This window comes from Bradyrhizobium sp. LCT2, assembly GCF_009931255.1.
GTDB classification, from domain to species: Bacteria; Pseudomonadota; Alphaproteobacteria; order Rhizobiales; family Xanthobacteraceae; genus Bradyrhizobium; species Bradyrhizobium diazoefficiens.
This window is the reverse complement of record NZ_CP034432.1, coordinates 5,850,768-5,867,192: the sequence shown is the minus strand read 5'-3', so window position 1 is coordinate 5,867,192 and position 16,425 is coordinate 5,850,768. Positions and strand designations below refer to the sequence as shown.

Annotated in this window: 16 protein-coding genes; 8 read left to right on the top strand and 8 right to left on the bottom strand. The window is 63.9% G+C overall.

Annotated elements, in window-relative coordinates:
* Window positions 1-49: 49 nt before the first annotated feature.
* The 6 genes from EI171_RS28215 to EI171_RS28190 all read left to right on the top strand — a co-directional run bounded on the left by EI171_RS28215 (window position 50) and on the right by EI171_RS28190 (window position 6,032).
* On the top strand, window positions 50-289 hold the full coding sequence (locus tag EI171_RS28215) for a hypothetical protein (protein ID WP_028170951.1): 240 nt from the start codon (window positions 50-52) through the stop codon (window positions 287-289).
* Window positions 290-516: 227 nt separating this feature from the next.
* Window positions 517-3,048 carry a TonB-dependent siderophore receptor gene (locus EI171_RS28210; RefSeq protein WP_028170952.1) on the top strand — a complete coding sequence of 844 codons (2,532 nt, stop codon included), beginning with the start codon at window positions 517-519 and terminating at the stop codon, window positions 3,046-3,048.
* A gap of 19 nt (window positions 3,049-3,067) precedes the next feature.
* Window positions 3,068-3,757: a Fe2+-dependent dioxygenase gene (locus tag EI171_RS28205; protein WP_161535282.1), complete on the top strand. Its 690-nt coding sequence runs from the start codon at window positions 3,068-3,070 to the stop codon at window positions 3,755-3,757.
* Complete coding sequence (gene exbB / locus EI171_RS28200) at window positions 3,754-4,728, top strand: tonB-system energizer ExbB (protein ID WP_161535281.1); 975 nt, start codon at window positions 3,754-3,756, stop codon at window positions 4,726-4,728. Before EI171_RS28205 ends, exbB begins: the two co-directional genes overlap by 4 nt.
* 3 nt (window positions 4,729-4,731) lie before the next feature.
* A complete protein-coding gene (gene exbD / locus EI171_RS28195) occupies window positions 4,732-5,196 on the top strand; it encodes a TonB system transport protein ExbD (RefSeq protein ID WP_011086684.1) in 465 nt (154 codons plus the stop codon).
* An 8-nt stretch (window positions 5,197-5,204) separates the two neighbouring features.
* On the top strand, window positions 5,205-6,032 hold the full coding sequence (locus EI171_RS28190) for an energy transducer TonB (protein WP_011086685.1): 828 nt from the start codon (window positions 5,205-5,207) through the stop codon (window positions 6,030-6,032).
* On the opposite strand, the gene EI171_RS28185 is transcribed toward EI171_RS28190, so the two are convergent.
* The 8 genes from EI171_RS28185 to EI171_RS28150 all read right to left on the bottom strand — a co-directional run bounded on the left by EI171_RS28185 (window position 6,020) and on the right by EI171_RS28150 (window position 13,727).
* Complete coding sequence (locus EI171_RS28185) at window positions 6,020-6,442, bottom strand: hypothetical protein (RefSeq protein ID WP_011086686.1); 423 nt, start codon at window positions 6,440-6,442, stop codon at window positions 6,020-6,022. The genes EI171_RS28190 and EI171_RS28185 overlap by 13 nt on opposite strands.
* A 63-nt stretch (window positions 6,443-6,505) precedes the next feature.
* The gene (locus EI171_RS28180) at window positions 6,506-7,186 is read right to left on the bottom strand and encodes a site-2 protease family protein (RefSeq protein WP_011086687.1); all 681 of its coding nucleotides are present in this window, start codon (window positions 7,184-7,186) and stop codon (window positions 6,506-6,508) included.
* A gap of 150 nt (window positions 7,187-7,336) precedes the next feature.
* Window positions 7,337-7,729 (bottom strand): GFA family protein, encoded by a 393-nt coding sequence (locus EI171_RS28175; RefSeq protein WP_011086688.1) that lies wholly within the window; start codon window positions 7,727-7,729, stop codon window positions 7,337-7,339.
* A gap of 1 nt (window position 7,730) precedes the next feature.
* Complete coding sequence (locus EI171_RS28170) at window positions 7,731-8,864, bottom strand: serine hydrolase (protein ID WP_246740271.1); 1,134 nt, start codon at window positions 8,862-8,864, stop codon at window positions 7,731-7,733.
* Window positions 8,865-8,933: 69 nt separating this feature from the next.
* Window positions 8,934-9,680 (bottom strand): SDR family NAD(P)-dependent oxidoreductase, encoded by a 747-nt coding sequence (locus tag EI171_RS28165; protein ID WP_161535278.1) that lies wholly within the window; start codon window positions 9,678-9,680, stop codon window positions 8,934-8,936.
* 124 nt (window positions 9,681-9,804) lie between these two features.
* A complete protein-coding gene (locus tag EI171_RS28160; RefSeq protein ID WP_038966876.1) occupies window positions 9,805-10,536 on the bottom strand; it encodes an SDR family oxidoreductase in 732 nt (243 codons plus the stop codon).
* Window positions 10,537-10,674: 138 nt separating this feature from the next.
* The gene (locus EI171_RS28155; RefSeq protein WP_161535277.1) at window positions 10,675-12,504 is read right to left on the bottom strand and encodes an IlvD/Edd family dehydratase; all 1,830 of its coding nucleotides are present in this window, start codon (window positions 12,502-12,504) and stop codon (window positions 10,675-10,677) included.
* Between the two features lie 122 nt (window positions 12,505-12,626).
* Entirely contained in the window at window positions 12,627-13,727 is a 1,101-nt protein-coding gene (locus EI171_RS28150; RefSeq protein WP_161535276.1) for a LacI family DNA-binding transcriptional regulator, read from the bottom strand.
* A gap of 200 nt (window positions 13,728-13,927) precedes the next feature.
* On the opposite strand from EI171_RS28150, the gene EI171_RS28145 reads away from it, so the two are divergent.
* Window positions 13,928-14,995, top strand: a complete 1,068-nt coding sequence (locus tag EI171_RS28145; protein ID WP_028170960.1) for an ABC transporter ATP-binding protein — start codon at window positions 13,928-13,930, stop codon at window positions 14,993-14,995.
* 59 nt (window positions 14,996-15,054) lie between these two features.
* A complete protein-coding gene (locus EI171_RS28140; RefSeq protein ID WP_161535275.1) occupies window positions 15,055-16,374 on the top strand; it encodes an ABC transporter substrate-binding protein in 1,320 nt (439 codons plus the stop codon).
* Window positions 16,375-16,425 lie beyond the last annotated feature (51 nt).

The window sequence follows — 16,425 nt, the reverse complement described above, 5'->3', positions numbered from 1 at the left end:
CAGGAAAATCGGCATCGTTCATATCGGCGCGCCACAACGGGAGCGCAGGATGGACGAATTGAACGGCAAGCTGATCGCGTGTCAGATTCTGATCACGGGATTGATCGCCCGCGTCGCCAACGAGCAGCGCGACCCCTTGCGCTTCCTCACCGACTTCCGCGACGAGATCAAGGCGGTGGTGAAGGGAGTCAACATCGCCGGCATGGACAACACCGATCGCGTGCGTGCCGTCGCACAGAAGACTGTCGACGAATTGTTCTCTCTGATGAAGCCGCCGAGCAGCGATTGACGCTGCGCGCGCGATCGTTGATTTCGCGGCTTTTTTCGCGCTCGTTTTAGAACGACTCCAATCTCTCTTTAGAACCGTTTGAAACTGTAGATTAGAATCGTTTTGATCTGGACTTATTCAAGCGTTCTCGCGGCCTGCCCGCATTGACCCACTATTTTGCCGTCGATACCAACAGCCCAATCGCTCATCGAAGTGAATGAGCGGACATGAAGATGGGGCGTGTTGTAATGGGGCAGGTGGTCGCACCGAAGTCGTTGCGTTCGGTCGCAGCATTCGATCTGGCGTATGAAAAGTCCGCGGGCATTTCCGGCAAGAAGGTCTCGGCAGTCGCAAGCCTGATCGCGGCGGCGTCGGTGTCGAGCGGCGCAGAGGCGCAGCAGTCGAACCTGCCGCCGGTGACGGTCGATGCTCCGGTCCAGCGTCCGCGCCCGACGGCCTCGAAGCCCACGCCGGATCAGGTCCGCGCCCGCAACGCGCTTCGCCGCGCCGCGCAGCGCCAGCAGGCCCAGCAGGCTGCTCCGGCGACGCCCTCCGGACCCGCCGACGCGGATCCCTATGCCGATCCGGCCGCGCCCTACAAGGTCGATCACGTGCAGGCCGGGGGCAAGTTTCCGGAGAAATTGGTCGATACGCCTAAGTCGATCACGGTTCTCAGCAAGGAAGTGCTCGAGGACAAGAACGCCACGACGCTGAAGCAGGCGATTCTCAGCACGGCTGGCGTGACGCTTGGATCGGGCGAGGGCGGCAATGCCTTCGGTGACCGCTTCTTCATCCGCGGCTTCGACGCGCGCAACGACATCTTCATCGATGGCGTGCGCGATGCCGGCGTCAGTGTGCGCGAGAACTTCTTCACCGAGCAGGTCGAGATCCTGCGCGGTCCCGGCTCGACCTTTTCCGGCCGCGGTGTCGCGGGTGGTGCGATCAACATCGTCACCAAGCAGGCGACGACGGCAAAGAGCTTCTACAACATGGACACCACGTTTGGCACCGACCAGACCAAGCGTGTCACACTCGACGTCAATCAGGTGATCGACCCGACGCTCGCCGTCCGCGTCGGCGGCCTGTTCCAGGATGCCAACGTCGCCGGCCGCGACTACGTCACCGACAATCGAAACGGCGCCTTCGTCGCCACGACCTGGAAGCCGACCGATACGGTCAAGGTCACCGGCAACTACATTCACACCGAGCTGACCGGCCGCCCGGATTTTGGCGTGCCATATTATCGGCCCAGCACGACGTCGACTGCCGGCGGTCCGTTTCCGGACTTCGGCGCCAATCGCAATAACTGGTACGGCTTCGTCAACCGGGACTTCTTCCGGACCGGCCAGGACATCGGCACAATCAACGCGGAAGTGCAGATCACCCCCGACCTGATGGTCAGCAACAAGATCCGCGCGTCCCGCTCGACGCAGAATTACATCGGTACGCTTCCTGAAGCGCCGAAGCTTGTCGATCCGCTCTCGGCCTCGACGCTGAGTGCAAATCCGCAGAGCCGATTCCAGGTCACGGACGTGTTCGCCAACCAGACCGAGGCAACTTACAAGTTCAACGACGATGTAGGCTTCAGGCACACCTTGCTCGGCGGTGTCGAGTATGATCGCGAGAGATCGTCGATCGACAGTTATACCGGCCTCAGCTCGGAGCTGACGACCGGCACGCCCTTCAGCGGCAGCGGATCGAAGACCGACGTCAGCGTATTCGCTCCGCAATATACCAATCTTCCCTTCGGGATTCCGAGCCTCACCGGCAGTCCCACCAAGATCGGCATCGACACCGTCAGCGGCTACGTCATGGATAGCGCAAACTATCGTGACTTGGTGATCCTGAACGGCGGGTTCCGCTATGATGATTACAGCATCAACACGCGGAAGGTCGGCAGTCCTGGCCAGCAATCGGCGGAGTTTCTAATTCCGAACTTCAACCTCGGCCTGACGTTGAAGCCGGCACCGAACGGCAGTGTCTATGTGGCGTATGCGACCTCGGCGAACCCGGTTGGTGCCGAATTCGACGGCACCAGCACAGCCTATGGCGGCCTCAATCCGAACCTGCCGGGCGGCAATACGCAGATATTCGGCCCCGAGAAGAACAAGGCCATCGAACTCGGCACCAAGTGGGAGCTGTTCGATCGTCATCTGCTTCTGACCGCAGCGTTGTTCCAGACGACGAAAGAGAACGCACGCGAGTCGCAGAACGTGGGCAGTGCGGCCGCTGCAGCGCCTTTGGGATGCGTCTATCCGACCGGAACGAGCGGCAATATATCGTGTATCACCGCCGGAGCAGCCTACCGCATCCGCGGCATCGATCTCGGCGTCGGCGGCAAGATCACCGACAAGTGGAGCGTGTTTGGCGGTCTCGTGCTGATGCAGTCGGAAGTGACGCAGTCGCTGGCGCCGTCGGCCAACAAGGCGCTGTATCCGACCAATGTCGGGCGTCCGCTCGCCAACATCGCGCATGAGTCCTTCAGCTTGCTGACGAAGTACCAGCTCACCGACGTCTGGGAACTTGGTGGGCAGGCGGTCTACCGTTCGAAGATTTACGGCGGCACTTTGCTCGCGGCCAACCAGGGCACGTCGATTCCGAGCTATTGGCGTTTCGACATGTTCGCGGAGGCCAAGATCAACAAGAACTGGCAGGTCAAGCTGTTCGTGAACAACATCTTCGACAAGCGCTACTACGACGCGTTGTACCAGAGCGCGGCACCGTTCGTGCTGGAGGCACCGGGCCGTGCCGCCTATGTGGTGCTCTCGGCGCGCTACTGATGGAGCGATAATCAGTTTCATGCTGACATGCATCGAAAACGTTCTCAGCAAGGATGATGTGGCGGATTTCCGCCGCATCATGGACGCCAGCGCATGGGAGGACGGCCGCTCCACTGCCGGCTCGCAGTCGGCCATGGTCAAGCGCAACGAGCAATTGCCGCCGGACAGCGAGGTCGCGCGCAAGCTCGGCAACCGCATCATCTCGGCGCTGACGTCGAACCCGCGCTTCATCGCGGCGGCGATCCCGCTTCAGATATTCCCGCCGCTGTTCAACCGCTATGCGGCGAGCAGCGGTCACCATTTCGGCCTGCATGTCGACAATGCGATCCGCGGCGACCGCCTGACCGGCCTTCGCATCCGCACAGACCTGTCGGTCACGCTGTTCCTCGCCGAGCCGGACGAGTATGACGGTGGCGAACTTGTGATCGAGGACACCTACGGCTCGCACGAAGTCAAGTTGCCAGCCGGTGACTGCGTGCTCTATCCCTCGACCAGCCTGCATCTGGTGACGCCGGTGACCCGGGGAGCGCGGGTTGCATCTTTCTTCTGGCTTCAGAGCATGATACGGGACGATCAAGCCCGGAGCATGATCTTTGACCTCGACACCGCGATACAGGCGCTGGTGGAACGGCTCGGGCGTGACGATCCCGAAACGGTCAAATTGACGGGTATCTATCACAACCTCATTCGCTACTGGGCCGAAGTATGAAGATCATGTCCTTCCAAGCAAGCCGTGCCGCAGTCTTGATGCTGGCGGCCGCCTGGCTCGCATCTCCGGTTTCTGCCCAGACACAGACCCCGCCTGCGGTCCCGGCACAATCTACGGCCCGGCCGGCTCCGGTCAGCCCGGCCCCAGCGGCACCATCGACGACCGCGCCTGCCGCCCCGGCGCCTGCGGCCTCGACCGCTCCCGCGGCGCCAACGGCATCCCCCGCAGCCATCGCTCCGGCGACTGCGAAGCCCGACGCCGCGTCCGCTACCGCGCCGGCCATGAAGGAATTGTCGCCCTGGGTGATGTTCATGTCGGCGGACGTCATCGTGAAGGCGGTGATGATCGGGCTCGCCTTCGCATCGCTGATGACCTGGACCGTCCTCATCGCCAAGTCGATCGAGCTGTCGGTCGCGTCCGGCAGGCTTCGCTCGGCGCTGAAGAAGATCTCGGAGGCACGGTCGCTCGCTGAAGCGCAGATGGCGCTCGGCACCAAGGAGGGGATCCTGCCGTCCTTCCTGGCGGCAGCGCTACGCGAGGCACGGATGTCGGCCGGCCTGTCCAGCGATGCCGGCATCAAGGAGCGCGCAGCCTCGAGCTTTTCCGAGATCGTGCGCGCGGAGGCGCGGCGCATCCGCATCGGCATGGGCGTGCTCGCGACCATCGGCTCCACGTCGCCCTTCGTCGGCTTGTTCGGCACGGTCTGGGGCATCATGAACAGCTTCATCGGCATCTCGAAGTCGCAGACCACGAACCTCGCCGTGGTCGCGCCCGGCATCGCCGAGGCGCTGCTCGCCACCGCGATCGGCCTCGTCGCCGCGATCCCTGCGGTCATCATCTACAATCACTTCTCGCGCGTGACGAAGAGCTATCTCGAGCTCGTCAGCCGTGCCTCGGGCGCGGCGGGGCGGCTGCTCTCGCGCGATCTCGATCGCAGCCACGGCAGCGTGCATTCGCGCGCGGCGGAGTGAACCATGGCCGTTTCGCTCGCAGACAACGATGACGACGACGACTTCTCGGAAACGCATGACATCAACGTCACGCCGTTCATCGACGTCATCCTGGTGCTGCTGATCATCTTCATGGTCGCGGCCCCGCTCTCGACGGTCGATCTGCCGATCGATTTGCCGACGTCGAGCTCGACGCCGCAGAAGAAGCCGGACAAGCCGACCTATCTCAGCATCAAGCGCGATCTGACGCTCGCCATCGGAGAGGATTCCGTCCACCGCGCCGAGCTGATCGGCACGCTCGACGGGCTGTCCGACATGAGCAAGGACAAGTACGTCTTCCTGCGTGCCGATCGCTCCGTGCCCTATGGCGAGTTGATGGGCGTCATGGAGCTGTTGCGCTCCGGCGGCTACACGCGGGTGAAGCTGGTTGCGCTCGAAGGCCCGCCCACGGCGGCGGGATCGGCCGCCGCTGGCGCGGCGCAGCCATAGGGGGCGTCATGTCCGACGTCGAACTCGAACCCAGACCAGCCCGGCGGCTTTGGATTTTGGCGGCGGTTGCGGCGCTCGCGCTCCATTTGGGCGGGGCCGCGCTGGCGCTCGCGAACCTGCGGGCCGACGATGGCGACGAGGGGCTGGGCGCTGCGGGAGCGGAGTTCGCGGTCGAGATGACGTCGCCGCCGGTTCAGGAGTCCGACAGGGCACCCGGGCCGACGGACTCTGAGGAGCAGGAAGAGCGCCCGGCGCTGCCCGAGCAGAAGGCCGAGGTCAAGGAGACGGATCTTCCACAGGATCGGCCGCAACAGGCCGAGGATCCCGATCGCCTCGTCACCGAGAACAAGCCGAAGAAGGAGCAGGACGACGATCCGAAGGTGGCCGCCGTCGAAACGCCGGCCATGGAGGCATCGCAGAAGTCGGTCGCCATGGAGCGCCAAACCTTTGAAGACGCCACGCGCGAGGCCGAGAAGGCGATGGCGCCGGTTCTCGGCATCGGCAAGGACATCCTGAAGCTGACAGCCGACTGGAACCGTAAGATCAGCGCGCACCTATCTGCGCACAAGGTCAACCCGGAGGGCAAGGAGCCCAATAACCAGACGGTAAAGGTGAGCTTCGCGCTCAACCGACGGGGGAACGTGATCTCGGTTGACGTCGTGGAGTCGTCCGGAGATGCGGCTTACGATGCCGCCGCGATCTCCATGGTCCACAAATCCGATCCTTTCCCGACACCGCCCGCCGCGCTGACCGAGGACCGGATCGAGCGCACGGTCCCCATCATCTTCAAGCCGCCGGACGAGAAGAAAAAGAAGAAGACGGCTCAGCGCCAGTAGAGCCGGATTCCGACATAGACCACGACCAGGCAGGCGAAGATCAGCGCCACCGGAAGCGGTCGCTTCTGGGTTCCACCGAGTGTCGTCGCCCCGAAGGCGGCAGACCTCTTCGGCTTCGGTGCCGGACGGCGGAAAGCGGTAACATTGTCCGCCGCCGTTTCAGGCGGGCGGGTGCGGACGTCGGGCGGGGTTCCGGCGCCGCCCATCTCGGCATAATAGGCCCGGTAGATCGCGCCGATGGTGGCTTCGGTAGCCTCGCCCTCGCTCATCTGCGCCAGCAGGTTCTTGTAGCTCGCGAGGAACTCCTGGGCTTCCGGCGGCAGCGCGGACGACCCGTTGAGCTTGGCCATCATCTTCCAGGTGGCAAAATCGGCGCGGGCTCGGGTGTCGGCGCGTCGCGCGATCAGCATATCGGCAGCTTTGACCAAGTCGGCCTCTGGCCCTTCGGCTTGTGTTCGGGTGTCGTAGTTCAACTACGCGTTGCCGGTCAGGAAGAGAACAGCCTGAATCACATAACCGGTCAACGTTCGCAGTATTGCTGAAATAACATCAAGATTTAGACCGAACTGCGAGCCCGCAAGCGGCAGCAGGATCAACAGGCCGATCAGGATCAGCATACCGAACGGCTCCAGCCGGGCCAGCGGCAGGGCGAGCGGCCGTGGCAGCAGCCCGACCGCGACGCGCCCGCCGTCGAGCGGCGGGATCGGCATCATGTTGAAGACGGCCAGGACGGCGTTAATCAGCAGCGCATTCTTGAGATTGTCGAAGATCCACTGCGCGGACCCCGCCGGCGCCAAGGGCAGGGCGTGGAGAGTGAGAGCCGCCGCCAGCGCCAGCAGGATGTTGGTCGCGGGCCCGGCCAGCGCCACCCAGACCATGTCGAGCCTGGGGTTGTTGAGCTTGCGGAAATTCACCGGCACCGGCTTGGCGTAGCCGAACAGGAATGGCGAATGCGCAAACAGCAGCATTGCCGGCAGGATCAGGGTACCGAAAGGGTCGATGTGGCGGAGCGGATTGAAGCTGACGCGGCCGAGCTGCCAGGCCGTGTTGTCGCCGAGCCGGTGCGCGACGAAGGCGTGCGCCGCCTCGTGGAAGGTGATGGCGAGCACCAGCGGCAGCACCCACACCGAAAGGTCATAAAGGGAAATGTTCACGGCTCGTCCGTCCCGGTTTGCCTGCGGCCTTGCAGCCGTCCCAGCCAACCGGCGGTGCAGCAACGCTTCAGCTCAAGATAGGGTGGCCGGTTCCGAAATACCACGCCGCAAATGACCGGCGGACCGCCCCCGCCGTGCAGTCGTGCAAATTCATGCAGGAATCGTCGTCTGATATTGTATCAGGCCGTCGTCGAGCTTCAGCCAGGCGAGCTTCTCCGACACCCAGATGTGCTCGGTCGGCGCGAAGGCGTTGCGGTCGTCGAAGGTGGCGAGTGCTACACCGGCCAGCGTGCCGTTGCGTCGCCAGGCGAACAGGCGTGTGCCGCAGCGCTTGCAGAACACGCGGTCGATGTTCTCGGACGAGGCATAGCGCTCGGTCTCGCCCTCGACGGTCAGCGCACGCTGGTCGAATTGTGCGCGGGCGAAGTAGGGCGAGCCCATCGCCTTCTGGCACAAGCGGCAATGGCAGATGCGGACGTTGAGCGGCTCGCCCTCCGCCTTGAACCGCACCGCGCCGCACAGGCATCCACCTTCCCGGATCATGTCAGGCCACCCGCCATTCGCCGACCTGGCGCGCCATGCTCCAGTTGAGATTGTCGAGATCGCCATCCATGTTGGAATTCCCGCGTCTTGTGTTGGTGAAGGCTGCCCAGCAGAAGCCGCCATGGGTGCGCACGGCAATCGTGCTCGTGCCCGGCAGGCTGCCATTGTGCCACCAATTGTCTGACTTGTTGACACAGAAACCCTTGGCATAGTCCGGGCTGTAGCTGGGCGCGGTGGTCATGATCTCTATGGTGCGCGGCCGCAGGATGTTCGCGGGTCTCGTGTAACCGTCGACATGCATCAGGAACTGCACGAGATCCGCCGGCGTCGCGATCCAGCCGCCATGGGAATCCATCCGCCTCACTTTCATGTCGTAGGGATTTTCGCCCTGGCCGTAATAGGCGACCTCGCCGGTCTGGCGCTGCTCGCGCGTGTTGCCCGCGATGGTCATGTCGGTGACGCCGCAGCGCGCGAGCACATCGGTGCGGACGTGCTCGGCATAGGGCTGGCCGGTGAGCTTCTCGATCACGCGCCCGAGCACGCAATAGCCGAAATTGGAGTAGGCGTAGTGCTGGCCCGGCGGGCGGTCGAGCGGCCGGTTGGCCAGAGTCCAGGCGATCAGCTCGGCATGATCCATCCGCGGATGGGTGAACATGGGATCGCGGTTGTCGTTGCTCCAGCCGCCGGCGGTGTGGGTCAGCAGATGCTCGAGCGTGATCTGGTCGATGCCGGCGGAATAGGGCGGCTGTCCGTAATCGGCGCCGAGCAACGCGTCCGGGCCGAACACGCGATCCGCCAGCTTGAGGCGGTTCTCCTCGATCAGGCGGAAGATCGTGACTGAGGTGATCATCTTGCTGACGCTGGCGATCCGGAACAGATGCCGCGGTGTTACGGCCTCGTTCCGCTCGATATCGGCAACACCGAAGGCGTCCTCATGGACAACAGTGCCGGCATAGCCGATAGCAACGGAGAGTGCCGGCACGCCGTACTTGTCCATGAAGCTGTGCGCGAGCCGTGCCATGGCGCCGCGCTCGGCGGGTGAGGGCGGGCGGATGTTCGGCGGGTTGGGCGAGAGTTGCGCGAACGTCGTCGACGACAGCAGCGGCAGCGCGCCTGCGCCCGCTGCGAGCTTCACGAAATCCCGACGCCCAAAATCCCGACAACCAAGCCGCATGGTCCGCCCCTTCCAGGGGCGGCCAATGCTTCAGTAGGTCGCCCGTCCACCGGAAATATCAAACACCGCGCCGGTGGAGAAGGCACAATCTTCGGATGCGAGCCAGCTCACCATCGCGGCGAGCTCTTCCACCTGCACGAAGCGCGCTTTCGGGATCTTCGACAGCATGAAGTCGATATGCTGCTGCGTCATCTGGTCGAAGATCGCGGTCTTCGCCGCCGCCGGCGTCACCGCATTGACGAGGATGTCGTGCGCGGCGAGCTCCTTGCCGAGCGACTTCGTCAGCGCGATCAGGCCGGCCTTGGACGCCGAATAGTGCGAGGCGTTCGGATTGCCTTCCTTGCCGGCGATCGAGGCGATGTTCACGATCCGCCCGTATTTCTGCTTGAGCATTTCCGGCACGATCGCCTTGCAGCAGATGAAGGGGCCGTCGAGGTTGATGCGCAGCACCTTGCGCCATTCCTCGAGGTCAGTCTCCCAGACCGGCTTGTTGACGCCTGCGATGCCGGCATTGTTGACCAGGATGTCGATCTTGCCGAAGGCGGCCAGCGTCGCATCGCGGGCCTGCTCGACGGCTGCGGTGTCGGTGACGTCGACCTTGAACACCTTGGTCTCGCCGCCGATCTCCTTTGCCGTCTTCTCGGCCAGCGCGGCGTCGAAATCCCAGATCGCGACCTTGGCGCCGGAGGCGGCGAAGCGCTGAACGATGGCGCGGCCAAAGCCCTGTGCGCCGCCGGTGACGATGGCGACGCGGCCGTTGAGGTCGATCTTGTTCATCGAAAAATCCCTCTATCTGTCCCTCACGGTGAGGAGCGCGCGCTTGGCGCGCGTCTCGACCCATGGAGCCCGTGGCCCGTCCCTCGAGACGGCGCTTGTCGCGCCTCCTCGGGACGAGACGTGATCAGAGCATGTAGCCGCCGTCGACGACGAGGTCGACGCCGGTGGTGAACGCGCTCTCGTCGCTGCCGAGATAGACCGCCATGGAGGCGATCTCGTCGGCGGTGCCGAGCCGGCCCATCTTCTGGCGGGAGATGAACATCTCCTTGCCCTGCGGTCCTTGCGCGGCGGCGCGGTCGAGCATCGAGGGCGTCTCAACGGTGCCCGGGCAGATGCTGTTGCAGCGGATGCCCTTGGTGATGAAGTCGAGCGCGACCGCGCGGGTCAGCAGCGACACCGCAGCCTTCGACGCGCTATAGACATAGCGGTTGGCGGGCGGCCGCAGCGCGGCGCAGGACGAGATGTTGACGATGCTGCCACCGCCGCCCGCGAGCATGTCCGGCAGGAAGGCCCTGATGGTCCGGTGCATCGACTTGACGTTGAGGTCGAACGAAAAGTCGAAATCCTCTTCCGAGCATTCCAGGATGGTGCCGTGGTGCACGAAGCCGGCCGCATTGAGCAGGATGTCGATCTTGCCGACTCGTTTTGCAAAAGCATTGACGTCGGCGGTGTTGCGCACGTCGAGCTTTGCGGTTTCGGCGATGCCTTCCTTGGCAAGGCCCGCGATGCCGCTCTCGTTGATGTCGGTCGCGATCACGGTCGCGCCTTCACGCGCGAATGCGATGGCGCATGCGCGCCCGATGCCTGCTGCCGCAGCCGTGATGACGGCGCGCTTTCCCTTGAGGCGGTCTGCCATTTTTTTGTTCTCCTTTGAATTTTTTGTCGTCATTCCGGGGCGCGCCTCTTGGCGCGAACCCGGAATCCATCGGGCCACAGCGTCGGTTGATCAATGGATTCCGGGCTCGCGACTTCGTCGCGCCCCGGAATGACAGTGTCAGTGATTATCCCGCGCCACTCCAAAGGTGCCGGCGACGTTCTGGTAGCGCGTGGCGAGCTCCATGCAGGCGCCGGTCGACTGCTGGCCGACGGTGCTGCGGTAGATCTCCTGCCACGGCGTCTGGTTCGGCGGATGCTTGAAGCCGCCATTGGCCTTGAGCTCGGCGTGGCGCTTCTTCAGCTCGTCGTCCGAGATCAGGATGTTGGCGCTGCCCTTGTTGAGGTCGATGCGGACCTTGTCACCGGTCTTGAGGATCGCGAGGCCGCCATTGGCGGCCGCTTCCGGCGAGGCATTCAGGATCGACGGCGAGCCCGAGGTACCGGACTGGCGGCCGTCGCCGATGCAGGGCAGGGACAGGATGCCGCGTTTGATCAGCGCCGCCGGCGGCTGCATGTTCACGACCTCGGCGCCGCCAGGATAGCCGATCGGGCCGGTGCCGCGGATGAACAGCACGCAGCGCTCGTCGATGTCGAGCGAGGCATCGTCGATCCGCGCGTGATAATCCTCCGGACCCTCGAACACGATGGCGCGGCCCTCGAAGGCGTTGAGATCTCCAGGCTTGCTGAGATAGCGGTCGCGGAATTCCTTGGAGATCACGCTGGTCTTCATGATCGCGGAATCGAACAGATTGCCCTTCAGCACCAGGAAGCCGGCGTCCTTCACCAGCGGCTTGTCGTAGGACCAGATCACGTCGTTGTCGGGCGTGGGCGCATTGGCGCAGTTCTCGCCGATGCCGCGACCGTTCACGGTGACCGCGTCTTCGTGGATGCGCTTGTGCTTCATCAGTTCGCGCACCACGGCCGGCACGCCGCCGGCGCGGTGGAATTCTTCGCCGAGATAGAAGCCGGCCGGCTGCATGTTGACCAGCAGCGGCACGTCGTGGCCGACCTTCTGCCAGTCGTCGATCGAGAGCTCGACGCCGATGTGGCGCGCCAGCGCGTTGATGTGGATCGGTGCGTTGGTCGAGCCGCCGATCGCCGAATTGATCACGATGCAGTTCTCGAACGCCTTGCGGGTCAGGATGTCCGAGGGCTTGAGGTCCTCCCAGACCATCTCGACGATGCGCTTTCCGGTCTTGTAGGCGATCTGGCCGCGCTCGCGATAGGGGGCGGGGATCGCCGCACAGCCCGGCAGCGAGAAGCCGAGCGCTTCGGCCAGCCCGTTCATGGTCGAGGCGGTGCCCATGGTGTTGCAATGGCCGACCGAGGGCGCCGAGGACGCCACGATCTCCATGAACTCTTCATAGTCGATCTCGCCGGCGGCAAGCCGCTCGCGCGACTTCCAGACGATGGTGCCGGAGCCGGTCCGCTCGCCGGCATGCCAGCCGTTCAGCATCGGGCCGCCCGACAGCACGATCGCGGGCAGGTTCACGGTCGCCGCCGCCATCATGCAGGCGGGCGTGGTCTTGTCGCAGCCGGTGGTCAGCACCACGCCGTCGAGCGGATAGCCGTAAAGGATTTCGACGAGGCCGAGATAGGCGAGGTTGCGGTCGAGCGCCGCGGTCGGGCGCTTGCCGGTCTCCTGTATGGGATGGGTCGGGAATTCCATCGCGATGCCGCCGGCCTCTCGGATGCCCTCGCGGACGCGGTGGGCGAGCTCGATATGGTGGCGGTTGCAAGGGGAGAGGTCGTTGCCGGTCTGGGCGATGCCGATGATCGGCTTGCCGGACTGCAGCTCGGCGCGGGTGAGGCCATAGTTCAGATAGCGCTCCATATAGAGCGCCGTCATGCCCGGGTTATGCGGGTTGTTGAACCATTCCTGCGAGCGAAGGTGGCGACGGGCGCCGTTACCGGCGGGCGCGTGCCCATTGGTTGGCTTTTTTGTCATTGGGTTCTCCTGCAATGCAAACGCACTGGCGTCGGTCTTGGGGTGTCGGCTTGTGCGATGCCCAGCGGCGCTAGCGATGACCTGCCTTCCCGCTGGCGGGTCGTTTCCTCACAAATCCGATACTAGTCATGGCTACTTGGTAACGCTACCATTTTGTTCGCAGTGCCCGCACCTGACGCAGCCGGCCTGCCGTCTGAACGTCGCGCCGACGAGCTTTGCCGCTCGATCACCTTGAAGCCGAGATCGAGCACCGGCTGCTCCGGGCGCCGTCCGTCGATCGCCTCGATCAGCATGGTGGCGGCTGTCTTGCCCATCTCGTAGCGGTTGGTGCGCACGCTGGTCAGGGTGGGGACGGCGGAGGCCATGAATTCGAGGTCGTTGAAGCCGACGATCGCGATCTGCTCGGGGACGCCGATCTCGCGGCGCCGGCATTCGAACAGCACGCCGAGCGCGAGGTCGTCGTTGGCGCAGAACACCGCATCGAGGTCGGGCTCGCGTGCCAGGAGATCGGTGAACAGGGCGCCGCCGAGCGTTACGGACGTCGGCGTGGCGGTCGTGACGACGAGGCGTTGCTCGAACAGGGAGGCGTCCTTCATGGCCGAGACATATCCGTCCAGCCGCCGCTGCACCCGCGGGTCCATGCGCGCGCCGACGAATCCGATCTTGCGGTGACCTTGCGCGAACAGGTGGGCAACCGCGGCGCGCGCTGCCTCATAGTGGGAAAAGCCGATCATCATGTCGACCGGATTGGGCCCGATCTCCATGATCTGCACGATCGGACAGTCGGCCGCCTCCAGCATCGCGCGCGATTCCGCGGTCTGGTCGATGCCAGTGACGATCAGCCCGGCGGGCTTCTGCGCAAGAAACAGGCGCAGCAGCTTCTCCTCCTGGAGGATGCTGTAGCGTGTGTTGGACAGCTGGATCGAGTAACGGCCGCCTTCGGAGGCGTCATAGATGCCGCGCAGCACGTCGGAAAACACGTTGTTGGTCAGTGACGGAATCAAGACACCGATCACCTCGGTGCGTTGCGAGGCGAGCGCGCGTGCTGCCAGGTTCGGCACATAGCCGAGCTCCTTGGCCGCGCTCTCGACCCGCGTCCGCTTGGCGACCGAGAGCGCTTCGGGGTTACGGAAGAAGCGGGACGCCGTGATCGGGCTGACGCCGGCAAGCTCGGCGACTTCCGCCAGCCGGATTTTGCCTGACTTGGTGCGTTTTCGACCCATTGCTGCTCTTAACACAGTCACTGCCGCAAACAAAGGAACGTTGACAGCGCTACCAGCAACGACTAACCAAAGACAAATTGCCAAAACCGCACAAACTGCCGACAATGTCGCCTGTTAAGACCGGGCTTCGTTCGGCGAAGTTCAGAAAAAACAAGACGGTCGCGGCGCGAGGCGCCGTGGACTTTCGAGGAGGGAGCTAGATGTCGTCTGTGCAAATCCGCGACGTGCGGAAATCGTTCGGCAACTTTGAAGTCCTGCACGGCGTCTCGATCCCGATCGAGGACGGCCAGTTCGTCGTTCTGGTGGGCCCCTCCGGCTGCGGCAAGTCGACGCTTCTGCGCATGCTCGCAGGCCTCGAGAACATCACCTCCGGCACGATCTCGATCGGCGACCGCGTCGTCAATAATGTCCAGCCCAAGGAGCGGGACATTGCGATGGTGTTCCAGAACTACGCGCTCTATCCGCATATGACCGTTGGCGAGAATATGGGCTTCTCGCTGAAGCTGCGGAACGCGAGTTCCGACGAGATCAACAAGCGCGTCAAGCGCGCCGCCGAGATCCTCGCGCTGTCGCCGCTGCTCGAGCGCTATCCGCGCCAGCTCTCCGGCGGCCAGCGTCAGCGCGTCGCCATGGGCCGCGCCATCGTGCGCGATCCGCAGGTCTTCCTGTTCGACGAGCCCTTGTCGAACCTCGACGCCAAGTTGCGCGTCGCCATGCGCACCGAGATCAAGGAGCTGCACCAGCGGCTGAAGACCACGACCGTCTACGTCACCCACGACCAGATCGAGGCCATGACTATGGCCGACAAGATCGTCGTCATGCATGACGGCATCGTCGAGCAGATGGGCACGCCGCTCGAGCTCTACGACAAGCCTGAAAACCAGTTCGTCGCCGGCTTCATCGGCTCGCCGGCCATGAACTTCCTGAAGGGGCATGTCCGCGTCAACGGCACTGCGACCTTCGAAGGGCCGAACGGCGTCAAGCTGCCGCTCAGGAACGCGCCGGCGGGGGCCGACGGCCGTCCCGTGGTCTTTGGTGTCCGGCCCGAGCATTTCACCATCGCCGACGACGGCGCTGAGGCCGAGATCGTCGTGGTCGAGCCGACCGGCTCGGAAACCCAGGTCTTCGCCAAGCTCGGCGGCGAGCAGGTCGTCGCCGTTTTCCGCGAGCGTCACCAGTTCAACCCGGGCGACAAGGTCCGGCTGAGGCCCGATCCGTCGGTGGTTCACCTGTTCGACGAGGCCACGGGGAAACGGCTCAATGCGTAATGCAAGCTGAATGAGGCAGACTGCAAAAGACTACAAAAAAGCATCACAGGGAGGACGACATGCAAGACTTTACCCGCCGGGCTCTGCTCCAAGGCGGAACCGCGCTGGCTGCCACCGGCGCACTGACCGGGCCGGCACTGTTCGACTTCGCAAGGGCTTGGGCGGCGGACTCGCCGTGGAAGGCCGAGCCGGGCGCCAAGCTGACGGTGATGCGCTGGAAGCGTTTCGTGCCGCAGGAAGACGAAGCATTCAACGCCATGGTCGCGGCGTTCAAGACTGCGACCGGCACCGAGATGAACGTGTTCAGCGAGTCCTTCGAGGACGTGCAGCCGAAGGCATCGGTTGCCGCCAACACCGGCTCGGGTCTCGATCTGGCCTGGGGCCTGCACACGCTGCCGCAGCTGTTCCCGACCAAGGTCCTCGAGATGAACGACGTCGCCGATTATCTCGGCAAGAAGTACGGCGGATGGACCGATGCGGCAGCCAAGACCTGCAAGCTCGGTGACGACTGGTTGGGAATCCCGGTTGCGACCAACGGCGGCTACATGACGTACCGCAAGTCGGCGACGGACAAGGCGGGCTTCAAGGAATTCCCGAAGGACTTCCCCGGCTTCCTCGAGATGTGCAAGGCGCTGAAGGCAAACAACACGCCGGCCGGCTTTGCCCTCGGCCATGCCAGCGGCGACGGCAACTCATGGCTGCACTGGGTCCTCTGGGGCCACGGTGCTTACACGGTCGACCAGAACGACAAGGTCATCATCAATTCGCCGGAGACGGCGAAGGCGCTGGAGTATTGCAAGGCGCTTTACGAGACCTTCATCCCGGGCACGCCGTCGTGGAACGACTCCTCCAACAACAAGGCGTACCTGGCTGGCGAACTCTATTGTACGGCCAACGGCATCTCGATCTACGTGGGGGCCAAGACCGATCCGACCAAGAAGGAGCTGACTGAGGACACCTATCACGCCCTGTGGCCGGTGGGTCCGATCGGCAAGCCGACCGAATTGCAGCTTGCGCTGCCCATCCTCGCGTTCAACTTCACCAAATATCCGAACGCAGCGAAGGCCTTCATCGCCTTCATGCTGGAGAAGGAGAACTACGAGAAGTGGTTGAGCGGTGCGCAAGGCTATTTGACGCAGACCTTGAACGCCTATGAGACGGCCCCGGTCTGGACCGCGGATCCCAAGAACGCCGTGTTTGCGCAGGCGTCCAAGCGTACGTTGCCGGCCTCGGGCATCGGCACTGTGGGCGAGAAGGCGGCAACCGCAATCGCCGACTTCATCGTCGTCGACATGTTCGCCAACTATTGCACCGGCACCAAGGATGTGAAGGGCTCAATGGCGGAAGCCGAGCGCCAGTTGAAGCGCATCTATCGTTAACCGTCGCGGAGTGGGTGGTCTCGCCGGCCACCCACTCGTCAACACTCCGAT